General features: G+C 58.7%; 23 protein-coding genes. 16 read left to right on the forward strand and 7 right to left on the reverse strand.

Features of this window, described 5'->3' with window-relative positions:
- Nucleotides 1-55 precede the first annotated feature (55 nt).
- From ACZYTD_RS03870 to mqo, 4 genes are all read left to right on the forward strand, one after another.
- Nucleotides 56-1,201: a hypothetical protein gene (locus ACZYTD_RS03870; protein WP_463889429.1), complete on the forward strand. Its 1,146-nt coding sequence runs from the start codon at nt 56-58 to the stop codon at nt 1,199-1,201.
- Between the two features lie 352 nt (nt 1,202-1,553).
- Nucleotides 1,554-2,258 carry a bestrophin-like domain gene (locus tag ACZYTD_RS03875; RefSeq protein WP_463889688.1) on the forward strand — a complete coding sequence of 235 codons (705 nt, stop codon included), beginning with the start codon at nt 1,554-1,556 and terminating at the stop codon, nt 2,256-2,258.
- A 236-nt stretch (nt 2,259-2,494) separates the two neighbouring features.
- Nucleotides 2,495-2,980 carry an NYN domain-containing protein gene (locus ACZYTD_RS03880; protein WP_463889432.1) on the forward strand — a complete coding sequence of 162 codons (486 nt, stop codon included), beginning with the start codon at nt 2,495-2,497 and terminating at the stop codon, nt 2,978-2,980.
- A gap of 167 nt (nt 2,981-3,147) precedes the next feature.
- A complete protein-coding gene (mqo, locus tag ACZYTD_RS03885; RefSeq protein ID WP_463889435.1) occupies nt 3,148-4,641 on the forward strand; it encodes a malate dehydrogenase (quinone) in 1,494 nt (497 codons plus the stop codon).
- 534 nt (nt 4,642-5,175) lie between these two features.
- Here mqo and metE read toward each other — a convergent pair.
- Nucleotides 5,176-7,467: a 5-methyltetrahydropteroyltriglutamate--homocysteine S-methyltransferase gene (metE, locus tag ACZYTD_RS03890; protein WP_463889438.1), complete on the reverse strand. Its 2,292-nt coding sequence runs from the start codon at nt 7,465-7,467 to the stop codon at nt 5,176-5,178.
- 103 nt (nt 7,468-7,570) lie between these two features.
- Here metE and ACZYTD_RS03895 point away from each other — a divergent pair, with 103 nt between their 5' ends.
- The 3 genes from ACZYTD_RS03895 to ACZYTD_RS03905 all read left to right on the forward strand — a co-directional run bounded on the left by ACZYTD_RS03895 (nt 7,571) and on the right by ACZYTD_RS03905 (nt 12,651).
- On the forward strand, nt 7,571-8,464 hold the full coding sequence (locus tag ACZYTD_RS03895; protein ID WP_463889441.1) for a LysR substrate-binding domain-containing protein: 894 nt from the start codon (nt 7,571-7,573) through the stop codon (nt 8,462-8,464).
- 97 nt (nt 8,465-8,561) lie between these two features.
- Nucleotides 8,562-9,323 (forward strand): hypothetical protein, encoded by a 762-nt coding sequence (locus tag ACZYTD_RS03900; RefSeq protein ID WP_463889444.1) that lies wholly within the window; start codon nt 8,562-8,564, stop codon nt 9,321-9,323.
- A 340-nt stretch (nt 9,324-9,663) separates the two neighbouring features.
- Entirely contained in the window at nt 9,664-12,651 is a 2,988-nt protein-coding gene (locus ACZYTD_RS03905; RefSeq protein WP_463889447.1) for an SEL1-like repeat protein, read from the forward strand.
- A 58-nt stretch (nt 12,652-12,709) separates the two neighbouring features.
- On the opposite strand, the gene ACZYTD_RS03910 is transcribed toward ACZYTD_RS03905, so the two are convergent.
- Nucleotides 12,710-13,021 (reverse strand): DUF1145 domain-containing protein, encoded by a 312-nt coding sequence (locus tag ACZYTD_RS03910; RefSeq protein ID WP_463889450.1) that lies wholly within the window; start codon nt 13,019-13,021, stop codon nt 12,710-12,712.
- Nucleotides 13,018-13,641, reverse strand: a complete 624-nt coding sequence (gene rsmD / locus ACZYTD_RS03915) for a 16S rRNA (guanine(966)-N(2))-methyltransferase RsmD (RefSeq protein WP_463889453.1) — start codon at nt 13,639-13,641, stop codon at nt 13,018-13,020. The genes ACZYTD_RS03910 and rsmD overlap by 4 nt, the downstream gene beginning before the upstream one ends.
- A 106-nt stretch (nt 13,642-13,747) precedes the next feature.
- Here rsmD and ftsY point away from each other — a divergent pair, with 106 nt between their 5' ends.
- The 5 genes from ftsY (at nt 13,748) to can (ending at nt 18,888) form a co-directional block, all read left to right on the forward strand.
- A complete protein-coding gene (gene ftsY, locus ACZYTD_RS03920; RefSeq protein WP_463889456.1) occupies nt 13,748-15,268 on the forward strand; it encodes a signal recognition particle-docking protein FtsY in 1,521 nt (506 codons plus the stop codon).
- An 81-nt stretch (nt 15,269-15,349) separates the two neighbouring features.
- On the forward strand, nt 15,350-16,033 hold the full coding sequence (gene ftsE, locus ACZYTD_RS03925) for a cell division ATP-binding protein FtsE (RefSeq protein ID WP_463889459.1): 684 nt from the start codon (nt 15,350-15,352) through the stop codon (nt 16,031-16,033).
- Nucleotides 16,023-16,976 carry a permease-like cell division protein FtsX gene (ftsX, locus tag ACZYTD_RS03930; RefSeq protein ID WP_463889462.1) on the forward strand — a complete coding sequence of 318 codons (954 nt, stop codon included), beginning with the start codon at nt 16,023-16,025 and terminating at the stop codon, nt 16,974-16,976. The genes ftsE and ftsX overlap by 11 nt, the downstream gene beginning before the upstream one ends.
- 314 nt (nt 16,977-17,290) lie before the next feature.
- On the forward strand, nt 17,291-18,145 hold the full coding sequence (rpoH, locus tag ACZYTD_RS03935) for an RNA polymerase sigma factor RpoH (RefSeq protein WP_463889465.1): 855 nt from the start codon (nt 17,291-17,293) through the stop codon (nt 18,143-18,145).
- 74 nt (nt 18,146-18,219) lie between these two features.
- Nucleotides 18,220-18,888 carry a carbonate dehydratase gene (gene can / locus ACZYTD_RS03940; RefSeq protein WP_463889468.1) on the forward strand — a complete coding sequence of 223 codons (669 nt, stop codon included), beginning with the start codon at nt 18,220-18,222 and terminating at the stop codon, nt 18,886-18,888.
- 80 nt (nt 18,889-18,968) lie between these two features.
- Here the strand turns inward: can and ACZYTD_RS03945 are convergent, their stop codons facing one another.
- A complete protein-coding gene (locus ACZYTD_RS03945; protein ID WP_463889471.1) occupies nt 18,969-20,117 on the reverse strand; it encodes a porin in 1,149 nt (382 codons plus the stop codon).
- A 244-nt stretch (nt 20,118-20,361) separates the two neighbouring features.
- On the opposite strand from ACZYTD_RS03945, the gene glpX reads away from it, so the two are divergent.
- Complete coding sequence (gene glpX, locus ACZYTD_RS03950; protein WP_463889474.1) at nt 20,362-21,369, forward strand: class II fructose-bisphosphatase; 1,008 nt, start codon at nt 20,362-20,364, stop codon at nt 21,367-21,369.
- Between the two features lie 56 nt (nt 21,370-21,425).
- Here the strand turns inward: glpX and ACZYTD_RS03955 are convergent, their stop codons facing one another.
- Nucleotides 21,426-21,818 (reverse strand): acetyl-CoA sensor PanZ family protein, encoded by a 393-nt coding sequence (locus tag ACZYTD_RS03955; protein ID WP_463889476.1) that lies wholly within the window; start codon nt 21,816-21,818, stop codon nt 21,426-21,428.
- A gap of 161 nt (nt 21,819-21,979) precedes the next feature.
- Here ACZYTD_RS03955 and ACZYTD_RS03960 point away from each other — a divergent pair, with 161 nt between their 5' ends.
- Nucleotides 21,980-22,234, forward strand: coding sequence for a YkgJ family cysteine cluster protein (locus ACZYTD_RS03960; RefSeq protein WP_463889479.1), 255 nt, complete (start codon nt 21,980-21,982; stop codon nt 22,232-22,234).
- Here ACZYTD_RS03960 and envC read toward each other — a convergent pair.
- The gene (gene envC, locus ACZYTD_RS03965) at nt 22,231-23,469 is read right to left on the reverse strand and encodes a murein hydrolase activator EnvC (RefSeq protein ID WP_463889481.1); all 1,239 of its coding nucleotides are present in this window, start codon (nt 23,467-23,469) and stop codon (nt 22,231-22,233) included. The two genes, ACZYTD_RS03960 and envC, sit on opposite strands and share 4 nt — an antisense overlap.
- Before the next feature lie 17 nt (nt 23,470-23,486).
- Nucleotides 23,487-25,025 carry a 2,3-bisphosphoglycerate-independent phosphoglycerate mutase gene (gene gpmM / locus ACZYTD_RS03970; RefSeq protein ID WP_463889484.1) on the reverse strand — a complete coding sequence of 513 codons (1,539 nt, stop codon included), beginning with the start codon at nt 25,023-25,025 and terminating at the stop codon, nt 23,487-23,489.
- 212 nt (nt 25,026-25,237) lie between these two features.
- Here gpmM and ACZYTD_RS03975 point away from each other — a divergent pair, with 212 nt between their 5' ends.
- Complete coding sequence (locus tag ACZYTD_RS03975) at nt 25,238-25,669, forward strand: rhodanese-like domain-containing protein (RefSeq protein WP_463889487.1); 432 nt, start codon at nt 25,238-25,240, stop codon at nt 25,667-25,669.
- A gap of 48 nt (nt 25,670-25,717) precedes the next feature.
- A complete protein-coding gene (gene secB, locus ACZYTD_RS03980; protein ID WP_463889489.1) occupies nt 25,718-26,188 on the forward strand; it encodes a protein-export chaperone SecB in 471 nt (156 codons plus the stop codon).
- The last annotated feature ends 4 nt before the right edge of the window (nt 26,189-26,192 follow it).

Below are 26,192 nucleotides of genomic sequence, written 5' to 3' on the forward strand. Positions count from 1 at the left end.
AAAAGAAGTCGCTGGCGTTAGGCTGGCCCGGTATCTTGGTGACAAGGATGTAATCATGCGTGCTGGCTGGCGACAATACGGGGTTTGGCCCTGTTTGCTGGGGTTTTGTTGTATCTCGTTATTTGCTCGAGCCGGACTGCCGCGGCGCCCGGATCCTGACGAGGAGGCGACCCTGGGCGGGAGCCTCGCCTGGTCGAGTCGGGTGCGTGATTATGAGCTGCGCGAGTCGCCACTTTGGCCGGCACGGGCCAATACGGCGGAGACCTTGCTCGCCGGGGAGTGGGCAGCCGAAAGTTGGTGGGCCAGCGGCTATGTCAACTTGCAGCACCAGTGGCTGGGCAGCGAAGGCCAGGATGCCAGTAGCTACACCTTGGGTCAGCTCTACTGGCACCCCATGCTGGGGGAGAGCACCCAGCTGCAGCTGGGCAAGTTCACCCTGGATCTCGACCCTTCCTACTCCACCCATCCCGCCGGTTTCTTTCAGGCGGCGACCAGCCCATTCGATGACTTCCTGCCGGATGTGGGCACCCCCATGGTAACGCTGACTCACTGGTTTGATGAGCAGTGGAGCGGCCATCTGGTGGCGGCCAGCGAAGGTTCCACGCCTCTTTACAGCGGTCAGGCCCAGTGGGGTGGGGTGATACAGTTCGAGCAGGAGGGCTGGTTGCTGACGGGGCTGCTGCAGAAGTATCAGGATTCGCCCACCGGGGTGGGGGGCACGTTTGTCTACGAGAGTGAGGATCCTTGGTCCTGGCACGGCTCCTGGGCTAGCCGGGAGCGTGGTGCAGAGAAACTCAACCTGATGTTGGGCGGCATGTGGCAGGGGGAGACCCAGAGCGTGATGCTGGAGTACGGCTACGATAGCAGCAGCCTCAGCTATCTGCAGCTCTGGCAACAGGTATCAGGTCGCGATGGCAAGTGGCTCTCCCGCTTGCCGGTGAGTGAGACGCGGCGCGATACCGAACACCAGAGTCTGTTTGCCCAATACAACTGGGAAAATGAGGAGCGGCAGATCCAGATTGCCGCCATGGCGGCCCAGGACAGGAGCGCCATCAGCCAGCTGCGGCATACCTGGCTCACCACGGAGAACTTTCGTTGGTGGTTGGAGGGGCAGCGCATGTTCGGTGACTCCCGCACCACCTATGGTCTGCTGCCTTGGTGCTGGCAACTGCAGGCGGGGTTTAGCTGGCAGTTTCTCTAGCCAGTGGTCAGCCCCTCCGGGCTCGTCTCCCGGTCAGGGGCCCAGTGATACCCCTTTCATCATCTCTGTATATTTATTCATCATTTCTTGGTTTTTATACAGAAGCCATCTGTGTTAGCATGCGGGCCCTTCAGGTTTTGGCGGTGCCCTGCCTCGTGTCTCTTCTCTCCATGGAACCATAGGTGGGGGGCGTTTTGCATCCGCCATGCCTCGGTTTTTCCACGACGTATAGCTAAATTCCCCAGCGTTGTGGCTTGGATAGTTTAGAGCACAGAGTGCATTGCAGGGAGCAGTAGAATTGAACGCCTCGATTATTGGTATTGTTGTTGTTTTATCAACGTTTATTGGTTCAATGGGCGGTATGGCTTTACGTAAGCGTCTGCCGGACCAACACTTGGATTCAGATTCAAAAGATACTATTAAACTGGCCATCGGCCTCATCGCCACCATGACGGCACTGATCCTCAGCTTTGTGACCGCCACGGCCAAAAGCCAGTTTGATACCGTCGACAAGACCGTCAGACAGTCTGCCATTGAAGTCTTGGCCCTGGATCGGGTGCTGGCCCGTTATGGTGACGAGACCCTGCCCATCCGGAAAAATCTGCAGACGATAGTCCGGCAACGGCTTGGCGCCATGCAGGATGAGTCTGCCACCAAACTGGATCCCTCCAAGAGCGCCATCCGTACCGCCCCCGAGGCCATGGCCGATGAAATTCGTGAACTGCAACCCAAGAGCAAGGCTCAGGCCGGATTACAGTCCGACGCCTCCTCGCTGGCGGAGAAGTTGTTACAGGTACGCTGGTTGTTGTTTTCCGGGGCCAAAAATTCGGTGCCTTCGCCCTTTGTCAACATTCTCATCTTCTGGCTCACCGTAATCTTCACCAGTTACGGCCTGCTCTCGCCCACCAACAAGACTGTGGTTGTGGTGCACTCGCTCTGCGCCCTCTCTGTGGGTTGCGCCGTCTTTCTGCTGCTGGAGATGGACGATCCCTTTACCGGGCTTATTCGCATCTCACTCGACCCGATCGAGTATGCCAGCGCGCATCTGAATCAATAATCCATAGCGGGTCGGGGGCGCAAGCACCTTGGCCCTGCTCGCTCGCCCCTGCTGCATTGGCCGCATGGTCGGCAACATTCCCGCCTTACGATCTGTGCCTGCGGCGAGCGTAGAGGGGAGTGTGGCCAAACTTAGCGCTTAAATGACATCTGTGGCCAGATGATTGCTGACGCGGGCTGAGTCTTGATGGCAATCCGGTATATCATCGCCCCTTAATCCCACGCCCCAGAGGCTGTATGGAACAGATAGTCCTGCTTGTTGATGTGCAAAATGTCTATTACACCACCAAACAAGCCTACCAGTGCAATTTCGACTATAACGCCTTTTGGAAAACCGTGACGGCCAACCGCCAGGTGGTCAAAGCCATCGCCTATGCCATAGATAAGGGCGATGAAAAGCAGCGGCAATTTCAGAACATACTCAGAGCCATAGGCTTTGAGGTCAAATTGAAGCCCTTTATCCGCCGCGCAGATGGCACAGCCAAGGGGGATTGGGATGTGGGCATCACGCTGGATGCCATGGCCTATGCCAAAAACGCCGATGTGGTGGTGCTGGCCTCGGGCGATGGCGACTTCGATCTGCTGCTCAATAAGCTCTACCAGGAGTTCGGTGTGCAAACGGAAGTGTATGGCGTACCGCAACTGACGGCGCTCTCCCTTATCAATGCCGCCACCCGGTTTGTACCTATCGATAGCGACTTGCTTCTGAGGAGAGGCTCCTGAGCCGAGTACCCCCTCGCTTACCTCTTACCTGGTGCCGAGCGTAGGGTGTAACCGGCTTGCCCTGGGTTGGTAGGGCCCACCCAGTGGGGCGGCAGAGAAAAGCAGGGCATGCCGGGTAAAAAATATATATAATTTGAGCCTTTTCCGGCTCTGGTTAGGTTTGAGTTATGGCGGCAATACAAGCAGATGTGACTTTGGTGGGCGGCGGTATCATGAGTGCAACCCTGGCGATGCTGATCCACCGCCTGGACCCCAAGTTGCATATCTGCATGTTAGAGCAGTTGCCGGATGTCGCCATGGAAAGCTCGGCCGCGCTGCACAATGCGGGAACCGGGCATGCGGGCTATTGCGAACTCAACTACACACCGCAAGAGCCGGGGGGGGCTATCCAGATTGAGCGGGCGTTGGAGATCAATGCCGCCTTCGAACTCTCCTTGCAGTTCTGGTCTCATCTGGTGGAAACCGCTGACCAGGCCATAGCGCCAGAGAGCTTTATCAATCGAGTGCCTCATCTGAGTGCCGTCTGGGGCGAGCAGGAGGTAGCCTACCTCAAGGCGCGCCATGCTGCGCTCAGCTCTCATCACTTCTTTGCGCAGATGCAGTGGTCTGAAGATCGCCAGACGCTGGAGCAGTGGATGCCACTGATGCTGGCCGGGCGCGCTCCCGAGCAGAAGCTGGCGGCCACGCGCATCGAGCAGGGGGCCGATCTGAACTTTGGCGCCCTGACCCGAACGCTCATCGGCTATCTGCAGCAACATGCCCACTTCGAGCTGTTGACCAGCTGCAAGGTGACGACCCTGCACCGCCAGCACGATGGCAAAAAAAGCTGGCTCCTCAAAGCCCAAAAACAGCCGAGTGGCGAGCGCTTCACCCTGGAGAGCCCCTTTGTCTTTCTGGGGGCCGGTGGCAGTGCTCTGCATCTGCTGCAAAAATCGGGTATCAAGGAGGCGGCCGGCTATGGTGGCTTCCCGGTCAGCGGCCAGTGGCTCATCTGCCAAAACCCCGAGCTGGTAAGCCAGCACCATGCCAAGGTCTATAGCTTGGCCCCGGTTGGCGCTCCGCCCATGTCAGTGCCCCATCTGGATACCCGGATCATAGCGGGCAAACCCTGCCTGCTCTTCGGCCCTTACGCTGGCTTCACCACCCGCTTCCTGAAACATGGTTCCCCCCTGGATCTGGCCAAATCGGTGAAACCCCATAACCTCAAGAGCCTGTTGGGGGCCGGTTCGACCAACCTGGAGCTGACCACCTATCTGGTGAAAGAGGCGCTGCAGAGTCATAGCCAGCGTATTCAATCGTTGGCGGCCTTTGTGCCCGAGGCGAGGGAGGCGGATTGGCAACTGGCCCACGCGGGCAAGCGGGTGCAGATCATCAAGCGCTGCCACCAGAAGTGGGGCAAGCTGGAGTTCGGCACCGAAATCGTCGCCGCCGAAGATGGCTCTCTGGCGGCGCTGCTTGGCGCGTCACCTGGCGCCTCCGTGAGCGTCAAGACCATGCTGGAGGTACTGGAGCGCTGCTTCCCCCAGCAGATGCAGAGTGCGGCCTGGCAAGAGCGGCTTCATGCCATGATCCCCTCCTATGGCCACTGCCTGATAAGCGATGCTCAGCTCTCGGCTCGCATCAAGGCCCACACTCAGCGCACCCTCAAGCTCGCGCCCTGATAGAGTTGAAAATACGGAGGCTGTGCCTCTGTCCCCCACTTTTAGTGCGGCTGCCTAATCGTGTTGCACATCCATAGTGCAATGCCATTCCATTCAGTTGGGAGCAAAGCAGGGTTATTCCCTTTCGCCAACACGCCGTGAACCCATCCCTGGGGCTCGACGGTGGCATCCTTGCCACCAACGGTTGGCTCAACGGGAATACTCCCTGCTTTATTTTATGAACATTTCATCAACACTCGGGTTCGTTGACTCATGCTTGCGGTGACGGGCTAACCGTTAAGCCGAGCCTAATTCGCTGTGCCGAATAGTCGATCACTTATCACAGCGATGGGGTAGCGCTAAGCTGACCCTCTGCGCCATGGATGGCGCGGCGTAGCCCCCAGGGAGGGGTTCACGGCGTGTCAGTGTGCGCTACCTTGTCGATGTCGCACTAGCCGCAACACATAACGGCAACGGCACCCACTTTTTGCCCATATCCCGTATCGAAAAGGCCAGCGCAGATGCGCTGGCCTCTTGCGTTTCGGTCTACCGCGATCAGGCCGGGGTGGCCTGGTTGGCTCGCAGCCGCTTGGCGGCGGTCACCATGTTGGCCAGGGCGGCGCGGGTTTCCGGCCAACCCCGGGTCTTGAGCCCGCAGTCCGGGTTGACCCATAACCGCTCGGCGGGGATCTGCTCGGCGGCCTTACGCAGCAGGGACTCCATCTGTGCCACGCTCGGCACGTTCGGGCTGTGGATGTCGTAGACACCCGGGCCTATCTCGTTGGGGTAGGCGAAGCTTCGGAAGGTCTCGAGCAACTCCATATCTGAGCGCGAGGTTTCCAGGGTGATCACATCGGCATCCAGGGCGGCAATCGCCTCCATCACATCACCAAATTCGCAGTAACACATGTGGGTGTGGATCTGGGTACTATCCTGGACACCGGCGGCGCTGAGTCTGAAGGCTTCCACCGCCCACGCCAGATACTCCTGCCACTCCTGGCGGCGCAGGGGCAACCCCTCGCGCAGGGCGGGCTCATCGATCTGTATGATGTTGATGCCGGCCTGCTCCAGCTCGCACACCTCATCACGCAACGCCAACGCCAGTTGCAGGGCCAGCGTCTTGCGGCTCACCTCCTCCCGGGGGAAGGACCAGCAGAGGATGGTGAGGGGGCCAGTGAGCATCCCCTTCATCGGCTTGGTGGTCAGGGACTGGGCATACTGGCTCCAGGCCACCGTCATGGGGGCGGGACGGCTGATGTCACCGACTATGATGGGCGGCTTGACGCAGCGGGAGCCATAGCTCTGCACCCAGCCGTTACCGGTGAAGACGAAGCCATTGAGCTGTTCGCCGAAGTACTCAACCATGTCATTGCGCTCGGCCTCGCCATGGACCAGCACATCCAGCTCCAATACCTCCTGCTCGCGCACGGCGGCGGTGATCTCCTGCTTCAGGGCCTCCTCATAGTCGGCAGCCGAGAGTTTGCCCTGCTTGAAGTTCAGGCGCAGGGCGCGGATCTCGCGGGTCTGCGGGAAGGAGCCTATGGTGGTGGTCGGCCAGGCTGGCAGCTTGAGCGTGCGGCGTTGTTGCTCGGCTCGGCTCGGATAGTCACTCTGGCGCTGGCTCAGCTCGGGCGTGACAGTGGCCAGCCGCGCCTGGACGGCGGCATCCTGCACCCGGCTGGAGTGAGCCCGGGCACGAATGGGCGCGCTATAGGCCCGCAACCGCTGCAGGTTGAGATCATCCGGGTGAGCCAGGGCCTGTTGCAGCAGCTGCAGCTCGGTACATTTTTGTCGGGCGAAGGCAAACCAGCTGCGCGCCTCCTCGTCCAGGCCGCTCTCCCCTTGCAGATCCAGAGGAGAGTGGAGCAGGGAGCAGGAGCTGGCCAGCCAGAGGCGCTTACCAAACTGACGCACCAGTGGCGCCAGCTCGTCGAATTTGGCACTCAGATCGGCGCGCCAGATGTTGCGGCCATTGATGACCCCCAGCGAGAGCACCCACTCCTGCGGCAACTCGGCCAGACGCTCGGCGCTGGGTAGCGGGGCGGCGACGCCATCCAGATGCAGCCCTTGCACCGGCAGTTGGCGGATGAGCTGCCAGTGATGCTCGACGCTGCCGAAGTAACTGGTGAGCAGCAACTTGCAGGGGCCCTGCAGTGCTGTGAGGGCATGGTGGTAGGCCTGCTGCCACTCGGGGGGGAGATCCAGCACTAGGGCCGGTTCATCCAGCTGTACCCAGTCACATCCCAGATCGGCCAGGCGAGTCAGCACCTGCTGGTAGACGCTGAGCAGCTGCGGCAGCAGGGTCAGACGATCGAAGTGGGCGCCCTTGACCTTGCCGAGCCAGAGGTAGCTGATGGGCCCCAGCAGCACGGGTTTAACCTGGTGGCCCAGGGCCTTGGCCTCAGCCACCTCCTCAAAGAGCTGGAACCAGCTCAGGGCGAAGGTTTGCCCGGCGCTGAACTCCGGCACCAGATAGTGGTAGTTGGTGTTGAACCATTTGCTCATCTCGCTGGCGGCGGCGGGTTCACCCGTGGGGGCGCGGCCTCGGGCTATGCGAAACAGGGTGTCGAGATCCACTTGGCCTGAGGCGGCGCGGTGGCGGGCGGGGACATTGCCCAGCAGCAGGGAGGTGCCCAGCACCTGATCGTACCAGGCAAAGTCACCCACCGGCAGCAGATCGACCCCTGCCTCTTGTTGCCACTGCCAGTGGCGCTGACGCAGCTCCCGGCCTGTGGCCAGCAACTCCTCCTGGCTGAGGCTGCCAGCCCAGTAGCCTTCCAGGGCGCGCTTGAGTTCTCGTTGTGCCCCGATGCGGGGGAAGCCCAGGGTGTGGGTCAGGTTGCTCATCTCATTTCTCCATTTAGACGTCCAGATGTTTACATGGCTATAATTCTCCATTAGGGTGGGGGATGCTATCGCAACCTCTGCAACTGGATGTTGAAGGTCTCTCATGATCGAACTCAAACACCTGCGTACCCTGCGCGCCCTGCAGCAGGGGGGATCTCTGGCCGCGGCGGGCCAGCTGTTACACCTCTCGGCCTCGGCGCTCTCTCATCAACTGGCCGAACTGGAGCAGAGGGTGGGCACCTCCCTCTATCTGCGCAAGAGCCGCCCCCTGCGTTTTACCCAGGAGGGGGAGTGGCTGCTGGCGCTGGCCGCCGAGTGCCTGCCCCGCATCGATGAGCTGGAGTGGCGGCTAAAGGGGAAGGTGAGCACCAGGCAGCCGTTGCGTCTGGCCATTGAGTGCCATAGCTGCATCCACTGGTTGGCCCCAGCCCTGAAGGGGTTGCCGGAAACCTGTGGCTGCGAGATCGAGTTTGTCACCGGCCAAAGCTTCGCGCCCCAGGAGGCGCTGGTGCATGGGGAGCTGGATCTGGTGCTCACCTCGGATGTGCAGCCCAGCGAGGCCCTCTACTATGCGCCGCTCTTCGACTATGAGATGCGGTTGGTGCTGGCGCCGGATCACCCCCTGGTGCAGGTGGAGTCGGTGACTCCTGAGTTGCTGGCCCCGGAGACCCTGCTCAGTTATCCGGTCGCCAGTGAGCGGCTGGATGTGCTCCGCCAATTTTTGCAGCCCGCCAAGCTGCAGCCGGCGCGTATTCGCCAGGGGGACAACACCCTGATGCTGGTGCAGATGGCTGCGGCGGGTTGGGGGGTGACTGTGCTACCCAGCTGGGTGAGTCGGGAGTTTGAGCAACAGGGGCTGGTGGTATCTCGGACCCTGGGCGCGGGGCTGTGGCGTCGCCTCTATGGGGCGCAACGACTGCGGGATCGAGAGAATCCCGAGCAGTTGGCTCTGCTGGCCCGGATCCGGCAAAGTAGCCAGAACATGGGCTGCTCTTGAATTGACGAATAGCGTGGGGACTCAGTCATTCTTATTGCATTCCGAGGCTCCACACTTATAGTGAGAGCTTCTTTTTTTCTTGCCATCGGGTGAATTCATGTTTTCCAAGTTCAAACTACTGGCTGCACTGGCTCTGATTGCCGTTGCCGTTCTGTTTATCCAGAAACCGTCTACTCAAGCTCCTGCCCCGGATGTGGTCTCCCAGGATCTGGCGCGCCTCTCAGCCTCCGAGGTAGAAAAGCAGGCCAATATGGCGATGAGTGAGTTATTAGCTGCTCAGCAGGAGGCAGTTATCCATCAGGCGGCGACCAAGTTGCGAGAGTTGGCGAGTGCTCCGGTGCTTAAGGGGCAGCAGGCGGCTGAGCTGGCAAAAAAGATAGCGGCCTTTGAACAGCAATGGGTGCAACAGCAGCAACAGTGGCAGCAACTGAAGCAGCAAAAAGAGCAATTGCTGAGCCAACTGCAGCAGGGCGATCTGGCCATTGAGATGTTGGTGGCCCCCCAGGCGGGCAATGATGCCTACCTGGATGGCCTGTTCAAGCAGTACAAAGGCTACAGCGAGACCCTGCAACTGGTGTTGAAAGCCCTGTTTGCCGAGAAGAACGTGGTGGCGCAACAGGCAGCCTATGTTCGGCTGCAAGGCATGGCACCCACTGCTCTGGACAATGTGCGAGTGTTGGGGCTAGAGATCCCGGCTCTGGCCGCTAGCCAGCAGGTGAAGAGCGGCACGGCGGCATTACAGCAACTGTTACAGGTCAAGGAGGGTACGGTTGCCCACTGGATTGTGCTCACCAGCCAGCAGCAAGAACTGGTTGCTCGCAGCGAGCAGTTGCTGCTGCAATTCAAGGCCCGCGGCTAACTTCTCGAGGGGGCGATGCGCGCTCAGTCAATTTCCCAGGTATGCGATGGGGTGGTGCGGCCATTTTTCTAATGAATTAGTATGGCCGCATCTGTGCCGCGGATCAAAAATTGTGGTAATGGCTACAGGTTTCGGCTTGTGGTCATAGTAGTATGATCGCGTGCTTTGTAAGCGGATGACGTGGATCTTTACCGATTGCGTTGCCAGACACCTCCGCTATTGCCCTGTTGCATTGTCGATAAATTTCCCGTTTTCGCGGCCGAGACTCTCTCGGGGCGAGCCAGGAGCCTCGGCAGCTGACAAGGTGTAGCCTCCATTCCCATCCAAGGTGGCGATTATTATGACAAAGAGTGTTTCTTCATCTCTGGAGCTGGCGTCAGGCTTGGGGGGCTTGCCACAGGAGGCAGGTATCCAATCCGGCGCTACCCCGTCCCATTCTTTCGCCACCTCGACGTTCACCTCGCCCTTCTCAGACAAGCAGGCAGCATCCCCTCACTCCGGGGTTGAGGTGGTGGCATTCCCCGTGTCTTCGGTGCCGTCACCTGCGGAGCGTGTCGGTAAACGGGTGAGCTGGAGTGCGACGCGCAACCTGATGGGGGTGGAGGTGGCTCAACTCTTCTCCGCTTCTGCGGCTTCTGTTCCGGCCCCCGCCCCAAGCGATGAGCCGCTCGGTGCGCATTCCGAGCGGGAGGTGAGTTGGCGCATGCGCAGTCCGGATGTGCCTCACGATGGATTGGCTCAGTTACGTCATCAGGCCGAATCGGGTGATGCCGAGGCTCAATCTGCCATCGGCATGGTGCATACCCATGGTCGCGGTGTGCCACAGGATGTGGTGCAAGGCGCCTTCTGGCTGCATCGCGCCGCCGAGCAGGGCCATGCTCAGGCTCAGCTCAATCTGGCCAAATTGTTTGCCCAGGGGTTGGGTGTGCCCAAGGATGAGGTGCAGGCGGCGGCCTGGTATCGGCGTGCCGCCGAGGCGGGTGAGGCTGAAGCTCAGTACCACATGGCGCTGATTTGTCGGGAACAGGGATCGCCCTTTTTCGATCCCATTCAATCTTTACGTTGGCTGCAGAGTGCCGCCACTCAGCAACATGTGGATGCCCTCTGTCTGCTGGCCTCCTGCTATCAGCAAGGGGATGGCGTTGCCCCCGATGGGGAGCAGGCGCAGCTCTATTATCAGCAGGCGGCGGCACTGGGTCATCCCAAGGCCCAGTATCAACTGGGGCTCTGTCTAGATGAGCAGAAAGAGTATGCCCAAGCCCTGCATTGGTTGCGCTTAAGTGCCGATCAAGGCCATGCCAAGGCTCAGTATGGCCTAGGTTTGATGTATGAACATGGTCGGGGCGTGCCGCAATTTCCTCAGCAGGCTTGTGTCCTCTATCTGAAGGCGGCCGAGCAAGGGGTCGTCGATGCCCAGTATCGTCTCGCCAGCATGTGCCTGCATGGATTGGGCGTACCCCAGGATTGGAATTTGGCCCAGCAGTGGTTCCGCAAGGCGGCCGAGGCGGGTCACAAGGAGGCTCAATACAACTTGGCCCTCTTGCTGGATAAGAGTGCCGAGCCCTTGGAGGGCGACGAGGCTCAGGCCTTGGGTCGCAGCGTGGCGTGGAAGCTAAAAGGGCGCGCCAACAACACCTTGAATCCCAACCTGCTGCGCGAAATCTTCTTCTGGTATAAGAAGGCGGCCGATCAGGGCCATGCGGAGGCCCAGTTCGCCCTCTCTATGCTCTATGAGCAGGGGCGTGGCGCCGAAGAGAGTATTCATCTTGCTCTGCTCTGGATGCGGCGTGCCGCCGAGCAGGGATTGGCGGCGGCCCAGTATCGTCTGGCACTCTGTTATGAACGGGGCGAAGGGGTGGCCAAGGATGAGGCTCAGGCTCTGCTTTGGTATCAAAAGGCGGCAGCCCAGCAGGATGCTTTGGCGCTCTTTGCCTTGGGTGGCTTGTCTGAGTCTGGCCCACGCGCCGATCTGGCCGTCGCCTTCAACTATTACCAAAGTGCTGCGGCGCTAGGCCACCTGGATGCCTACTACAAGCTGGGTCTCTGCTGGGAGCTGGGGCGCGGCACGGAGCAAAACTGGCTAGCGGCGGAGCAAGCCTATTTGCCCGCGGCACAGCAGGGTCATGCGGAAGCGCAATACCAACTGGCCGCGCTCTATGAGCAACAACGGCTAGGTGAGGATGCGCCGGCCTCCCAAGCCGCCCATTGGTGCCGTCTGGTCGCTGAGCGCGATGATGTTCGTGGTCAGCGTATGCTCGGCCACTGCTATGAGTTGGGGCTAGGTATAGAGGTTGACCCGGTCGAAGCGGTGGCCTGGTATCGCAAGGCTGCCGAGCAGGGCGATGCTGCGGCTCAGTTGGCGCTGGGGCAACTCTATGAGCGTGGCATAGGGGTGCCCCGCAGTTTCCGCGAGGCCGTTGCCTGTTACCTGAAGGCGGCGGAGCAAGGATTTACTGAGGGACAGTTTGCCCTGGCCCTGCTCTATCGTCATGGGCGAGGTGTGGAAAAACAGCCTCAGCAGGCCGCGAACTGGCTGCGTCGCGCGGCGAGTCAAGGGCACCTGCGGGCTCAGCTTGCTCTGGGGGAGCTCTATGAGCAGGGGGTGGGTGTCTATGTGGATTACCATCAGGCCATCAGCTGTTACCGTCATGTGGCAGAGTCTGGTTTAGCTGAGGCCCAGAATCGCCTGGGACGCATGTATCGTCAGGGATTGGGTGTGCCGCAGGACTATCGTCATGCGGTGACCTGGTTCACCAAGGCGGCAGATCAGGGTGATGCCGAGGGCTGCACCCAGTTGGGTGAGCTGCTGTTACAAGGGTGGGGTTGCGCACCGGATGAGTGTCGGGCGCTGCAGTTGTTCCGTCAGGCGGCGGATCGGGGTCATCCGGATGGTTGTTACCATCTGGGTATACTCTACGAATCAGGCCGGGTGGTGGATCCCGATCTGCAACAGGCGGTTTACTGGCTGCGACAAGCGGCGGAGCAGGGCCATGCTCGCGCGCTCTACCAACTGGGGCTGATGTTTTTGCAGGGGCGTGGTGCGCCACAGAATTATCATCAGGCGGCCGCCTACCTCTCCCGTGCCGGTGAGCTGGGGCATGCTTTGGCCCAATATCAACTGGCCACCCTCTACCACAAGGGGCTGGGTGTGCCCCAGGATAGCCAACAGGCTTATGTCTGGAGTTCCTTGGCGGTAGCCGCGGGTTGTCGCTTGAGTGAGGCCGAAGCCTTGCGCGATACCTTGGCCAAGCAGTTGCCTACCGGACAGCTGCGGGAGGCCCAGCGCGAAGCGGCGCTCTTCTTTGAGCAGTGGCAACTGACGCGCTGATACACATTAGCAATGTAAAAACGCCAGCATTTGCTGGCGTTTTTGTTGGCGCGTTTGCTTACTGCCTGGGGGGCTGCTTAGGTTGGCTAGCTGCCTGGGCTGCCTTGAACAGCTCCTCTCTGAGCTCCAGCATGGTGAAGAAGCCAAAGAGCAGGACCGAGATATAGTGGCGAGCGGTCAGTGGAATGAGGTCCTTAGCGATCAGGGTGAGCAGGGCCGCCTGGATGCCGTGCACGAAGAGCATCAGCACGGCAAAGGCCGGGATCAGGCTGCTGATCTTGCCGGGTAGCGGGTGGATAAAGGTGAAGTAGATGGCTCCCACCCAGAAACCCATCACGATAAGCTTGGCCAGCCAGAGGATAATTTTCATTCGGCAATACTCCGTTGATAGAGCTGATAGCGTACTTGGCCCGCTTGCTTATCCTTGAGCAACTGCCAGTTTGCGGGCAGGGCCGGCGCATCGCCTTCGCTCTCTCGCTCCAGATAGATGAGAGCCTCGGGCGCCAACCAACCTCCTAGCTCCAGACGGGCGCAGGCGCTTTCCAGCAGATCCCGGCGAAATGGCGGGTCCAAAAATATAATATCGAAGGGGTCGGCGGGCTCGGCCAGCAGGACCATGGCATCGCGATTGACGATGCGTGCCTGCGAACTCTGCAGCAAGGCCAGATTGCTGGTCAGTTGGGCCGCGGCCCCCTTGTCCATCTCGACCATCATGACATAGGCGGCGTAGCGGGAGAGTGCCTCAAATCCCAGACTGCCACTGCCGGCGAAGAGATCGAGGCAGCGACTGCCACGAATATCGGCAGCCAGCCAGTTGAACAGTGTCTCCTTGACCCTGTCCGTCGTTGGGCGCAGACCCACCACATCCCGAACCGGGAGTTTGCGGCCCTTCCACTGGCCACTGATGAGGCGAATAAAACCGCTGGGGCCGCGGGCGGGAGCGCTGGGGCGCTGAGTCGGGCCGGAACGGCCAGGTTTGCTTCGGGGCATCGCGTTTCTTCACCGGAATATAGTGATAGTATAGGAGGCAATTTTTCGTCCTATACCGACCAGGGGTGGCTATTCTAGCAGCCCCATTGTGAGTGAGTAAGTTTTAATGGCAAAGAAAGGTTTCCTATCCTGGCTGGGTTTTGGTCGTCAGCAGCCCGAGTCTACTGAATCTCCCGTCGCCGAGGAACAGCAGGTTCCCGAGGTAGAGCCGGTATCCGAAACAGTAGCCGAGCCAACTGCCGCCACGCTTATTGAAGAGCCAATCACCTCTGAGATTGTCGCGCCGGTCGCCCCCCAAGCTGCGGAGAGTCAGCCCGATCATCTCGAGCTTGCATCGGCGCAGGAGTTTGCCCAGGCGGCCCTAGAAGCCGAAGCGGTCGCTGAGGCCGAAGTCGAAGCGGCTGTCGAGGCCGAAGTCGAAGCGGCGGTCGAGGCCGAAGTTGAAGCGGCAGTCGAGGCCGAAGTTGAAGCGGCGGTCGAGGCCGAAGTTGAAGCGGCGGTCGAGGCCGAAGTTGAAGCGGCGGTCGAGGCCAAAGTTGAAGCGGCTGTCGAGGCCGAAGTTGAAGCGGCGGTCGAGGCCGAAGTTGAAGCGGCTGTCGAAGCCGAAGTTGAAGCGGCTGTCGAAGCCGAAGCAGTCGCTGAAGCCGACGGCGAAGAGCCGCTACCGGCTCTACAGCCTGAGACCCAGGACAGACCCAAGCGTAGCGGTTTCTTTGGCCGCCTGGTCCAGGGCTTGATGCGAACTCGCGAGAACATAGGTGCCGGCTTCCTGGCCCTGTTCCGTGGCAAAAAACTGGACGAGGAGCTGTTCGAGGAGCTGGAGACCCAGCTGCTGACGGCCGATCTGGGTGTGGAGACCACGGCGCGTATCATCAAGAATCTGACCCAGCAGGCCAGCTTCCGCCAGCTCAAGGACGCCGAGGCCCTCTATGATCTGCTCAAGCAGGAGATGACGGACATTCTGCTACCGGTCGATCAGCCCCTGCTCATTGATACCACTAAGAAGCCCTACGTGATCCTGATGGTCGGGGTCAACGGCGTCGGTAAGACCACGACGATTGGCAAGCTGGCCAAGCGCTTCCAGATGGAAGGCAAGTCGGTGATGCTGGCGGCCGGGGATACCTTCCGTGCCGCCGCAGTGGAGCAGTTACAGGTCTGGGGGCAGCGCAACCAGATCCCGGTGATAGCTCAGCATACGGGGGCCGATTCCGCCTCGGTGATATTCGACGCCATACAGGCGGCGCGGGCCCGGAATGTGGATGTGCTCATTGCCGATACCGCTGGACGCCTGCAGAACAAGGGGCATCTGATGGAAGAGCTGAAGAAGATAGTTCGGGTGATGAAGAAGCTGGACGAGGCCGCTCCCCACGAGGTGATGCTGACCCTGGATGCCGGCACAGGTCAGAATGCCCTGAGCCAAGCCAAGCTGTTTGGTGAGGCGGTGGGCATCAACGGCATAGCCCTGACCAAGTTGGATGGTACCGCCAAGGGCGGTGTCATCTTCGCGGTGGCTGATAAGTTTGGTATCCCCATCCGCTACATAGGGGTGGGCGAAGGGATTGAAGATCTGCGCCCCTTCCAGGCCCAGGACTTCATTGAGGCACTCTTTAGCAAGGAAGCCCTCTAAACCATGATCCGTTCTGAACAGGTGAGTAATTTATATTTGGGTGGCCATCAGGCCTTTATCAGTAAGGACGTCAACTAAACCATGATCCGTTTTGAACAGGTGAGCAAGCTCTATCCGGGTGGCCATCAGGCCCTGCAGAGGGTCAGCTTTCATCTGCAGAAAGGGGAGATGGCCTTTTTGACCGGCCATTCGGGGGCGGGGAAGAGTACCCTGCTCAAGTTGATCGCGGTAATGGAGCGCCCCAGCGATGGGCGGGTCAGCTTTCATGGCCATGATGTCAGTCGCATCGCCCGGCGTGATGTGCCCTACATCCGCCGGCAGATCGGCATGATTTTCCAAGATCACCGACTGCTGATGGATCGCTCCATCTATGACAATGTGGCCTTGCCGCTCATCATAGATGGCTTCACCCCGGCTGAAGCCCAGAAGCGGGTCTCGGCCGCCCTGGACAAGGTGGGGCTCCATGACAAGGCGCGCTATCTGCCCTTGATGCTCTCCGGCGGTGAACAACAGCGGGTGGGGATAGCCAGAGCCATAGTCAACACGCCGGCTCTGCTACTGGCGGATGAGCCGACCGGGAATCTGGATGCGCAACTGGCCGCCGATATCATGCAGCTCTTTACCGAGTTTAACGATGTGGGTACCACAGTGCTGATTGCCTCCCATGACCAGGGGTTGATCCGGGATAGTGGCTGCCGCACCCTGACTCTCAAAGAGGGGCGTCTCATCAGTGATGGTATAATGGGGGCTCAGCATGAAGCGTAAGCGTCATCAATCCAATCTATCGCGCGCGCTCGCTCTCTTCTTCTATCACCACCTGCAGGAAGCCAAACGTGCCATGGCGGGTATCTGGTTCTCGCCTCTCACCTCCTTGATGACCATAGGGGTGATTGGCATCAGCCTGGCGCTGCCGGCCACCTTCTATCTGGTGCTGAAGAATGCCGAAGCGGTGAGCGACCAGTGGCAGAGTGGCACCCAGATCACCCTCTATTTGCGTAAAGAGGCTGCCGAGGCATCCGCTCTCACTCTGAGTGAGCGGGTCAAGGCCATGCCGGAGGTGGAGCAGGTCCGTTATATCTCGCCGGCTCAGGCTATGGCGGAGTTCAGTCAGCTCTCCGGTTTCAGTGGTGCCGTGGATTACCTGAGTAGTAACCCCTTGCCGCCTGTGCTGGAGGTGACGCCGCAGCTGGCCTATCGCACGCCCGCTGGCGCCAAGGAGCTGCTGGGACGTTTGACCCAAGAGGCTGAGGTGGAGCAGGGTAAGTTGGACCTACAGTGGCTGGAGCGACTGCAGGGCATCATCAAGTTGCTGCGTCACTCCATTCAGGGCATAGCCGCCCTGCTGATCCTGGGGCTGGTGCTGACGGTGGCTAATACCCTGCGCCTGAATATCCTGGGGCGGCGTGCCGAGATCGAGGTGATGAAGTTGGTGGGGGCGACCTCGGCCTTCATCTATCGCCCCTATCTCTACCTGGGGCTCTGGTATGGGCTGATTGGTGGCTTGCTGGCCTGGTGGCTGAGCGAAGTGCTGATGCTGTGGAGTGATAAGGTGGTGCGGGATCTGGCCGTGCTGTATGACAGTCACTTCACTCTGGCGAGTCTCACCCTGCCGGAGGGGGGGAGCTTGTTGCTACTCAGCACCCTGCTGGGCGTGCTGGCCGCCTGGTTCTCAGTGCAACGCCACATCCGGGAAATTGAGCCGACCTGACTTTTTTTACGAGAAAGCCGAGCAAAGTGTGAGGAATGATCGATTTGACACTCTTTTTGCGGAACTTTTTGGCCACTCTGGCACTCTGACTTGTGAGGGTTAGATCTGAGCGCGAAGAGAGAGAGTTCTCCTTGGCTCGGGCAGCATGGCGGATGGGCATTGGTCATATATTCGTAACATGCTTTTTCAGGGGGGAACTTGCAAGTTCTCCCCTTTTTTATGTATATAAATTGATCCACACCCGAGATGAGATCGTTTCCTCGGGTTGCGCCGGCCGTGTTAGACTGGTGCTGTATCTGGTTATGAGGTCCGTAATGAGTACTGCTATTCAGCAATCCATGATTCTTGTCCCCCAGGGTAGCCTGGATGGGTATATTCAGGCGGTGAACACTATCTCTGTGCTCTCAGCCGAAGAGGAACGTGAACTGGCTGAGCGCTTGCAGCAACAGGGTGATCTGGAAGCGGCTCGTCAGCTGGTCATGTCACACCTGCGCTTTGTGGTGCATATTGCTCGCAGCTATGCCGGTTATGGCCTGCCCCAGGCTGACCTGATCCAGGAGGGCAATATCGGCCTGATGAAGGCGGTGAAGCGTTTCGACCCCAGTGTTGGTGTGCGCCTGGTTTCTTTTGCCGTGCACTGGATCAAGTCTGAAATCCATGAATATGTGTTACGCAACTGGCGCATGGTCAAGGTGGCAACCACCAAGGCTCAGCGCAAGTTGTTCTTCAATCTGCGTAAGTCCAAGAAGCATCTGGGCTGGTTCAATCGCGAGGAGGTCCAGGCAGTTGCAACGGACCTGGGCGTCTCCCCCCAAGAGGTGGTGGAGATGGAAGCGCGGATGAGCGGTCACGATCAGGCTTTCGATGCCTACGATGATGATGATGGCGAAACTGCAGCCTTTGCCCCCGTGCATTATCTGGAGGATAAATCTTCCGACGTGGCGGCCATGATCGAGAGCGACAACTGGGAGCATCACGCCGAGCATAGGCTGGCTCATGCCCTGGCAGCTCTAGATGAACGCAGCCAGCACATCATCCAGGCGCGCTGGTTGGATGAGAGCAAGGTGACGCTGCAGGAGCTGGCGGATCACTACCAGGTTTCAGCCGAGCGGGTGCGCCAATTGGAAAAAAGCGCCATGAAGAAGCTCAAGGATGCCTTGGAGGCCTAAGGCTCCAATCTGATAGCAAACAAGGTCTCTAAAGGAGGCCTTTTTTTTGCCCGCGATAGAGAGGGAGATGTGCCATGAAACTGTTAAATCACCTGTTTGAGCAAAATAAGCAGTGGGCCGAGAAGATTAAGGCCGAAGACCCTCACTTCTTTGCCAAGCTCTCTGCCCAGCAGGCGCCGGAATATCTCTGGATCGGTTGTTCGGACAGCCGGGTGCCGGCCAACGAATTACTGGGCCTGTTGCCTGGTGACGTGTTTGTGCATCGCAACGTGGCTAATCTGGTGATCCATACCGACTTCAACTGTCTGTCGGTGATCCAGTACGCTATCGATGTGCTCAAGGTGAAGCACATCATCATCTGCGGTCATTATCAGTGTGGTGGGGTGATGGCAGCCATGAGTAACGCCGAGCATGGTCTCATCGATAACTGGCTGCGCAACATCAAGGATGTTTACTTCAAGTATCGCGAGCAGATCGAGAACCTGGAAGCGTTGGAGGAGCGCCAGGACTTTCTATGTGAGCTCAATGTGCTCGAACAGGTGGCGAATGTCTGTTACACCACCATAGTGCAGAATGCCTGGAAGCGTGGGCAGGATCTGGCGGTGCATGGCTGGCTCTATGCGCTGAAGGATGGTTTGTTGCGGGATCTGGGCATCACGGTCAACGGCTTGGATCAGGTGCCGGATGTCTACCGCTCTTCTCGCGAGATTGTGACCCAGTACCACAGTCATGGTAAGGCGTGACATCGCGGCGTTGACGCATGAGAAAAGGCGCCATAAGGCGCCTTTTTGCTGGATGTTCTACCTTGCTTCTTCTAAGTTGCTTAGAAGTCGTAACGCACGGCCAGTTGATAATCATCTTTGGCAGCATACGGAGCCTTGCCACCGGCTGCAGCATAGTCCTGACCATCCAGGTTCTGGATGCGGTATTCAAGGATGGCACGCAACGCCTTGTTGAACTGGTACTGGGTACCCAGGGTGTAGTAGTTAACTGTGTCGTACTTCTTGCCCAGTTTTTCGGCTTCTTGGCTGTTATACATGGCCAGCAGACCAATACCATTGGCAAAGGTGTAGCCAACTGCCGCTTCGATACCGGAGTGGTCCGTACCCGTGGCCAGCCAGTCGCTACCATCGGCATAGTTCAGAGCCGCATACCAAGTTTTGTTGTCGTACTTGGCGCCCAGCAGCCACAGCTTGGCATCTTCTTCATTGGTCTTGTCGCGGGTACCCACGTTGTAGCCGGCACCGAAGCTCAAGCTGTCGATCAGGGTGTAGCTGGCAGAGAGACCGTAGGCCTGGTCGGCAGAGGTGCTGGTGGTCTCTTCGGTGTTGTTGCCATCAAACTTGTAGCTGACATCGACTTGCGCGCCGTTGGTGCTCTTACCGGACTTCAGGTCGCCAAACTTGGCAGAGTACTTCAGCAGGTCAGAGGAACGAACGGTACCAAACGTGTCGGTTCCAACCCCCAGGGCTTGATAACCGTAACTGTCGGAGAGGCTCACGTCGGTCCAGTCAGAAACTTGGGCGATGGCACCCTTCTGGCGACCGAAGGTCACTTGGCCCCAGTTGTCAGACTTTACACCGGCGAAGGCCAGACGAGTGCGCAGGGCATCATCTTTACAGGTAGTGGTGTGCTTACCATCTGTGGCTTCGGTGGTGGTGCAGGAAACGTTGTTGACCTTTTCGCTGTTACCGATATAGCTCTGGATTTCGTACTGAGCCACGGCCTTCATGGTGCCAGTGATGGCGCTATCAGCCTTGACGCCGAAACGGATAAACTGGTTAGCACCCACTTTTTCGCTGTAGTCTTGAGTCGCGCTGGTACCGGCGCCCTTCTTGGTGCCCATAAATTGACCAGCATAGATACGGCCGTACATGTCCAGCGCCATGCGCTCGTTCTTGTAAACTTCGGCGGCTTGGGCAGCAGAAGTGGTGGCCAGCAGGGCTACGGCAACAGCAGTCAGCTTTTTCATCGTCATTCCTTGTCTTTACAAACTTTATAATCGGTGAGGGTTAACTTCGAGAGCCATGCTAGGCAGCGCATGTGACAGAATGGTTACTTGAATATGAAGTTTTTATGTATCGGGAACTTCCGCACAGCAGCTTGCTCCTGAATGTTCTATCACGCTGGCGTAATCAATCGGGCAAAGCGGTTTTGGTATGGTAAAATGCGCCGGTTTTGACGAACTCTCCTGACATTCCACAGGTATTACAGCTATGAGACGTGAACTGGCGATTGAATTTTCCCGAGTAACTGAAGCGGCCGCATTGGCCGGTTACAAATGGCTTGGGCGGGGCGACAAGAACGTGGCCGACGGCGCGGCAGTCGAGGCTATGCGCTTTGTACTCAACCAGATCGAGATCGATGGGGAGATCGTCATCGGCGAGGGTGAGATCGATGAGGCTCCCATGCTCTACATCGGCGAGAAGGTCGGTTGTGGTGGTGATGGCGTGGATATCGCCGTGGATCCCATCGACGGTACCCGCATGACCGCCATGGGCCAGGCCAATGCCGTGGCCGTGCTGGCGGCCGGCGATAAGGGCTGCTTCATGCAGTCCCCCGACATGTATATGGAAAAGCTCATCGTCGGTTACAAGGCCAAAGGGGTTATCGACCTCAACAAGTCCCTAGAAGAGAATATCACCGCCGTGGCCAAGGCCTTGGATAAGCCCATTAATCGGTTGTCGGTGATCACGCTGGCCAAGCCCCGCCACGAAGAGGCTATCCGTCAGATGCAGCAGATGGGGGTTCGGGTGTTCGCCATTCCTGATGGGGATGTGGCCGCCTCTGTGCTGACCTGTTTGCCAGACAACGAGATGGATATGCTCTACTGCATCGGCGGCGCGCCTGAGGGCATAGTCTCCGCCGCCGTGGTTCGGGCTCTGGATGGCGACATGCAGGGGCGGCTCTGGCCTCGTCACAAGGTGAAGGGTGACACGGAAGAGAACCGTAAGCTCGGTGCCGAAGAGATAGCCCGTTGCCAGAAGATGGGGGTTGAGGTGGAGAAGGTATTCAAGCTGGAAGAGATGGCCAAGACAGATAACGTCATCATCTCGGTTACCGGCATCACCAAGGGTGACCTGCTGGAGGGGATCTTCAGTGATGGGGTGCTGGCGACGACAGAGACGCTGCTCATTCGTGGCAAGTCACGAACCATCCGCCGTATTCACTCCACCCACTATCTGGATCGCAAGGACGAACAACTGCGCAGTATCATACTGTAACCGTTGTATCCTCAACAAAAGAGCGCCTGATGGCGCTCTTTTGCTTGGTGCTCGACTCAACGATTGAGGGTGTGCAGGAAGCGCTCACCATTGCGAGTGAAGGCATGGTGCAGCAAGAATGCGGATAGGGCGGCCTGCTCTTCGGGGCGAGCGGCATGGGTCGAGATCATAGCCTGGCTACACCCCTTGCCCTGCATCCATGCCAGCGTCTCGCTCAGCAGATACTTGCCGACGCCGCGACGGCGGGTTACATCGCGCACCGCCAGATAGAGGATCTCCTCATCCGAGGTGATAGCCAAGCCGACGATACGATCGTTAAAGGTGGCAATATGCCACTGGCCGGCATGGAGTAATTTGTCGCGGTTAAGATGGTCGGCGGCGAGCAGCTTATTCAGACTATCCAGCCAATGGGGCAGGATGTCCGCGCTGTGGTGAACGGTAAGACGCATAGTGACTCCTTATTGCCGTGGTCGCCTGCATAAGGCCGTGCTGCTTGGCTAGGGTCGGCAAGGGTGGTTTTTTTCAAGTTTAACACGGAATCGGCAAGGTCAGGTTGTGACGGCGGGGGGGTGGCCCTAGAATGGCTCATCTCTGTTAGGTGGGCTGGTGTATGCAGTGTCGTCTCGGTTGCGGGGCTTGCTGTATCGCCCCTAGTATCTCCTCCGCTATTCCTGGCATGCCAGAGGGTAAACCCGCAGGCGTGCGCTGCATTCAACTCAGCGGTGATAACCTCTGTCTGCTGTTCGGTTTACCCGAGCGGCCTGGGGTCTGTTCCACGTTTCAGGCCATGAGTGACAGCTGTGGCCAGAGCGACCACGAGGCGCTCTGGCTGTTGGGGGAGTGGGAGCGGCTGACCCTGGTCTAGCGACTGAGCCAGGCGACCGGATTGACCGGCTTGCCTTGCCAGCGGATCTCAAAATAGAGGCCCGGTTGCGGTTGGCCGCCGCTGTTACCGGCTTGGGCTAGGGTCTCACCGCGGTTGACGCTCTGACCACTGTGTTTGAGCAGGGTGGCGTTGTTGCCATAGAGGCTCAGGTAGCCGGAGCCGTGATCGACCACCAGCACGTTGCCAAAGCCGTCCAGGCGGTCGGCAAAGACCACATCGCCATCGGCGATGGCCTTGACGGGGGCCCCTTGTCCGGCCCCGATCAATATTCCCTTCCACGTGACTTCACCGCCTCTGTGCTCACCGAAGCGACGCACCAGCTGGCCGCGCAGCGGCCAGGGGAGTTGGCCCCGCAGTTTGCCCAGCCCCTTGTGATCACCCAGGGCTAGGGTCGCGGCGGCTTGCGCTTCGGCTGCGGCTTCGGAGCGGCCCTGTTCCCGGGCTTTGGCGCGGGCGCGGGCCAAGGCTTCGGCCTTCTTGCGCTTGCGCTCCGCTTCCAGCTTTTTGCGCGCCTCTTCAATCTTGCGCTGCATCTGCTTCTCCGCCTCTTGCAGCTTCACTAATTGCTGCTGATCGGCTGAGAGTGACTTCTTGATCTCATCCACTGTGCTCTCGCGGGAGTGCTGTTTCTGTTGCAGCTCTTGTTTGTCCTGCTTCTGGGTCTGGACTATGGCACTCAGCTCTGTGCTGGTCTTGGCGGTTTGCTGGCGGTTATAGCTCAGCTCTTGTTGGGTCTGTTTCAGCTCGCGGATGGCTTGCAGGCGGGCCTGGTTGACGTAACCGTAATATTCGAGGGCGCGGCCAATGGCGACCGGGTCTTGTTGATTGAGCAGCAACTTCAGATAGTCGTGCTGCCCCATGCGATAGGCGTGGTCTAACTGTTGAGCGAGCAGACGCTCCTGACGCTTGAGCTGTTCGCTCAGCTGTTGTCGCTGGCGCTCCAGTTTGGCGAGCTGCTTGCGGGTAACACTCAGTTTGGCTTGTGAACGGGTCAGGCGAGTGGCGAGGGTGGTGACGGCCGCTTCATCCTGGCGCAGTTGTTGGTGCAGTTGATCCAGGGTCTTCTTCTGACTGGTGATCTCTTGCTGTTTCTGCTGGATCTGTTCGCGGACCTTGCTCAGATCCTTGGTATCGGCGGCCTGGGCCGCCAGACACCCAAAGAACGCGCCAGCCAGCAGGCTGACGCGTATCCAGGTTTTAATGAAGTGATTCATTCCCCGCATGGGGCCGATTACTTCAGTGTCATCAGAGGCTTGCCTGTCATCTCGGCGGGGATTTCCATGCCCATCAGGGTCAGCATGGTCGGCGCCAGATCGGAGAGTTTGCCACCTTCTACTGCGGTCGCCGGGCGACCAAAGTAGATGAGCGGAACGGGCAGACTGGTGTGGGCGGTGTGCACCTGACCTGTCTCTTCGTTCATCATCTGCTCGGCGTTGCCGTGGTCAGCGGTGATGAGGCATTCGCCACCCACTTCTTTCAGGGCTTCAACGACGCGGCCGATAGAGGTATCGACGGCTTCACAGGCCTTGACCGCAGCATCATAGACGCCGGTATGGCCGACCATGTCACCGTTGGGGTAGTTACAGATGATGACGTCATACTTACCGCTCTTGATGGCGGCAACCAGCTTGTCGGTCAGTTCACCTGAGCTCATCTCCGGTTGCAGATCGTAAGTGGCCACCTTGGGGCTCTGGATCAGTTCACGATCTTCGCCCTTGAAGTTGGCCTCTTCGCCACCGTTGAAGAAGAAGGTGACGTGAGCATACTTCTCGGTTTCAGAGATGCGCAGCTGAGTCTTGTCGTGGTTAGCCAGCCATTCACCCAGGGTGTTGGTCAGGGCTGTTGGCGGATAGGCACAGGAGGTCTTGATGTCGGCGGCGTACTCGGTCAGCATCACGAAGTCAGCCAGCTTGGGCTGCGTGTTGCGCACGAAACCGGTGAAGTCGGCATCCACAAAGGTGCGGGTGATTTCACGGGCACGGTCGGCACGGAAGTTCATGAAAATCAGGGCATCGCCATCGTTCAGGGCGGCGGCTTGGGCGCCGACTACGCTGGCCTTGACGAATTCGTCATTCTCACCGCGCTCGTAAGCGGCGGCCAAGGCAGCGGTAGCGTCGGCATAGTTAGCGTACTCGCTCTTGCCTGCGGTCAGCAGGTCGTAGGCTTCTTGCACACGTTCCCAACGGTTGTCACGGTCCATGGCGTAGTAACGGCCGACCAGGGAGGCGATGCGACCCTTACCCAGCTTGGCAAACAGGGCATCGAAGCGTTCGATGGATTGTTGGGCGCAGCGTGGAGCCACATCGCGACCATCCAGGAAGGCGTGCAGGTAGATCTGCTCGGCACCGCGTTGGGCGGCCAGTTCTACCATGGCGGCGATATGGTCTTCGTGGCTGTGAACACCACCATCGGAGAGCAGACCCATGATGTGAACGGCCTTGCCTTGGCTGGCCGCCGCATCGACAGCCTTGCACAGGGCGGCGTTGTTGAAGAAGTCGCCATCACGAATTTCCTTGGTGACGCGAGTCAGTTCCTGATACACAACACGACCGGCACCGATATTGACGTGGCCCACTTCGGAGTTACCCATCTGGCCATCAGGCAGGCCCACATCCATGCCGGAGGCAGAGATCAGGGTGTTGGCATAGTTGGCACACAAGGCATTCAGATTTGGCGTCTTGGCACCGGCAACGGCGTTGAATTCTTTTTTGGTGCTATAGCCCCAACCATCCATGATGATCAGTGCCAGCGGCTTCTTGGCGATAGACATGAGGGTACATCCTCTTGAAAGTAACGGGAAAGGGGTAAAGCTTTGCGCTCATTTTACAACATCTGCCGAATTAGTCACCTGATCACACAATCTTGCCTGGCGGCTTGACAGCCTTGGGAGCTGACTCCCGCTTTGCCGGTGTCGAGGCTGCTATTCTAATGCCCCCCATGTATACTGGGCGGGAATCGTTTTAGCGACTGGATCTGACCTTCATGCAAGAATATATCGATTTTATCTCTCGTAATCCCATGTTGGCTGCGGCCTGGTTGGGTCTGCTGGTGGCACTGATCTATACCGCGATCCGCGCCAAACTCTCACCTATTCGTCAGCTTGGCAGTCATGAGGTGACACTGCTCATCAACCGCGAGAATGCACTAGTGGTCGATGTGCGTACTCAGGAGGAGTTTGCTAAGGGTCACATTGTTGACTCAGTTAACATTCCGGTGAGCCAGATCGAAGCAAACAACCTTTCCCTGATTGAAAAGCGTAAAGACGCCCCCACTATTGTGGTGTGTGAGAGTGGCATGCGTGCCCCTGCCGCCGCCAGTGCCTTGCACAAGGCGGGTTTTACCCAGGTATCTATCTTGCGCGGTGGCTTGGCCAGTTGGCGTGGCGATAACTTGCCGGTAACCAAAAAACGTTAATTTATTGATAGCTCTGAGCCCTGGCTCATTTTCACAAGGATTAAGTAAATGGCTGACGCAGCAAATAACGAAGTCAAGCAACCTGAATTCCACATCCAACGTGTTTACATCAAGGATGTTTCTTTCGAAGCCCCGAACACCCCGGCTATTTTCCAGAAAGATTGGAAGCCGGAAGTAAAGCTGGATATGGATACCAAGACTGCCGTCCTGGCCGAAGATATCTATGAAGTGGTGCTGACCCTGACCGTCACCTGCACCCTGGAAGCCGACACTGCCTTCCTGTGTGAAGTGAAGCAGGCGGGTATCTTTACCGCGGCCAATCTGGATGCGCAGCAACTGGCTCACTGCCTGGGTTCCTACTGCCCGAACATTCTCTTCCCTTATGCTCGTGAAGCTGTCGCCGGTCTGGTCAGCAAGGGCTCCTTCCCGCAGCTGAACCTGGCTCCGGTGAACTTCGATGCCCTGTTCTCTGCTCACATGGCCAAGCTGGAAGCCGAGCAAGAAGCGGTGAGCCACTAAGCAT

It is taken from the genome of Pseudaeromonas sp. HNCC25DJ180 (assembly GCF_055413345.1).

Bases quoted from the DNA above. Each gene is read 5' to 3' on its own strand.
- ftsE (WP_463889459.1), top strand. From the start codon at position 15,350: ATGATCCGTTTTGAACAGGTGAGCAAGCTCTATCCGGGTGGCCATCAG.
- ACZYTD_RS03960 (WP_463889479.1), top strand. From the start codon at position 21,980: ATGCAGTGTCGTCTCGGTTGCGGGGCTTGCTGTATCGCCCCTAGTATC.
- ACZYTD_RS03905 (WP_463889447.1), top strand. From the start codon at position 9,664: ATGACAAAGAGTGTTTCTTCATCTCTGGAGCTGGCGTCAGGCTTGGGG.
- rpoH (WP_463889465.1), top strand. From the start codon at position 17,291: ATGAGTACTGCTATTCAGCAATCCATGATTCTTGTCCCCCAGGGTAGC.
- ACZYTD_RS03900 (WP_463889444.1), top strand. From the start codon at position 8,562: ATGTTTTCCAAGTTCAAACTACTGGCTGCACTGGCTCTGATTGCCGTT.
- ACZYTD_RS03880 (WP_463889432.1), top strand. From the start codon at position 2,495: ATGGAACAGATAGTCCTGCTTGTTGATGTGCAAAATGTCTATTACACC.
- ACZYTD_RS03870 (WP_463889429.1), top strand. From the start codon at position 56: ATGCGTGCTGGCTGGCGACAATACGGGGTTTGGCCCTGTTTGCTGGGG.
- envC (WP_463889481.1), bottom strand. From the start codon at position 23,469: ATGAATCACTTCATTAAAACCTGGATACGCGTCAGCCTGCTGGCTGGC.
- ACZYTD_RS03895 (WP_463889441.1), top strand. From the start codon at position 7,571: ATGATCGAACTCAAACACCTGCGTACCCTGCGCGCCCTGCAGCAGGGG.
- gpmM (WP_463889484.1), bottom strand. From the start codon at position 25,025: ATGTCTATCGCCAAGAAGCCGCTGGCACTGATCATCATGGATGGTTGG.
- ACZYTD_RS03975 (WP_463889487.1), top strand. From the start codon at position 25,238: ATGCAAGAATATATCGATTTTATCTCTCGTAATCCCATGTTGGCTGCG.
- ftsX (WP_463889462.1), top strand. From the start codon at position 16,023: ATGAAGCGTAAGCGTCATCAATCCAATCTATCGCGCGCGCTCGCTCTC.
- mqo (WP_463889435.1), top strand. From the start codon at position 3,148: ATGGCGGCAATACAAGCAGATGTGACTTTGGTGGGCGGCGGTATCATG.
- ACZYTD_RS03875 (WP_463889688.1), top strand. From the start codon at position 1,554: ATGGGCGGTATGGCTTTACGTAAGCGTCTGCCGGACCAACACTTGGAT.
- ACZYTD_RS03955 (WP_463889476.1), bottom strand. From the start codon at position 21,818: ATGCGTCTTACCGTTCACCACAGCGCGGACATCCTGCCCCATTGGCTG.
- ACZYTD_RS03945 (WP_463889471.1), bottom strand. From the start codon at position 20,117: ATGAAAAAGCTGACTGCTGTTGCCGTAGCCCTGCTGGCCACCACTTCT.
- metE (WP_463889438.1), bottom strand. From the start codon at position 7,467: ATGAGCAACCTGACCCACACCCTGGGCTTCCCCCGCATCGGGGCACAA.
- ACZYTD_RS03910 (WP_463889450.1), bottom strand. From the start codon at position 13,021: ATGAAAATTATCCTCTGGCTGGCCAAGCTTATCGTGATGGGTTTCTGG.
- secB (WP_463889489.1), top strand. From the start codon at position 25,718: ATGGCTGACGCAGCAAATAACGAAGTCAAGCAACCTGAATTCCACATC.
- can (WP_463889468.1), top strand. From the start codon at position 18,220: ATGAAACTGTTAAATCACCTGTTTGAGCAAAATAAGCAGTGGGCCGAG.
- rsmD (WP_463889453.1), bottom strand. From the start codon at position 13,641: ATGCCCCGAAGCAAACCTGGCCGTTCCGGCCCGACTCAGCGCCCCAGC.
- ftsY (WP_463889456.1), top strand. From the start codon at position 13,748: ATGGCAAAGAAAGGTTTCCTATCCTGGCTGGGTTTTGGTCGTCAGCAG.
- glpX (WP_463889474.1), top strand. From the start codon at position 20,362: ATGAGACGTGAACTGGCGATTGAATTTTCCCGAGTAACTGAAGCGGCC.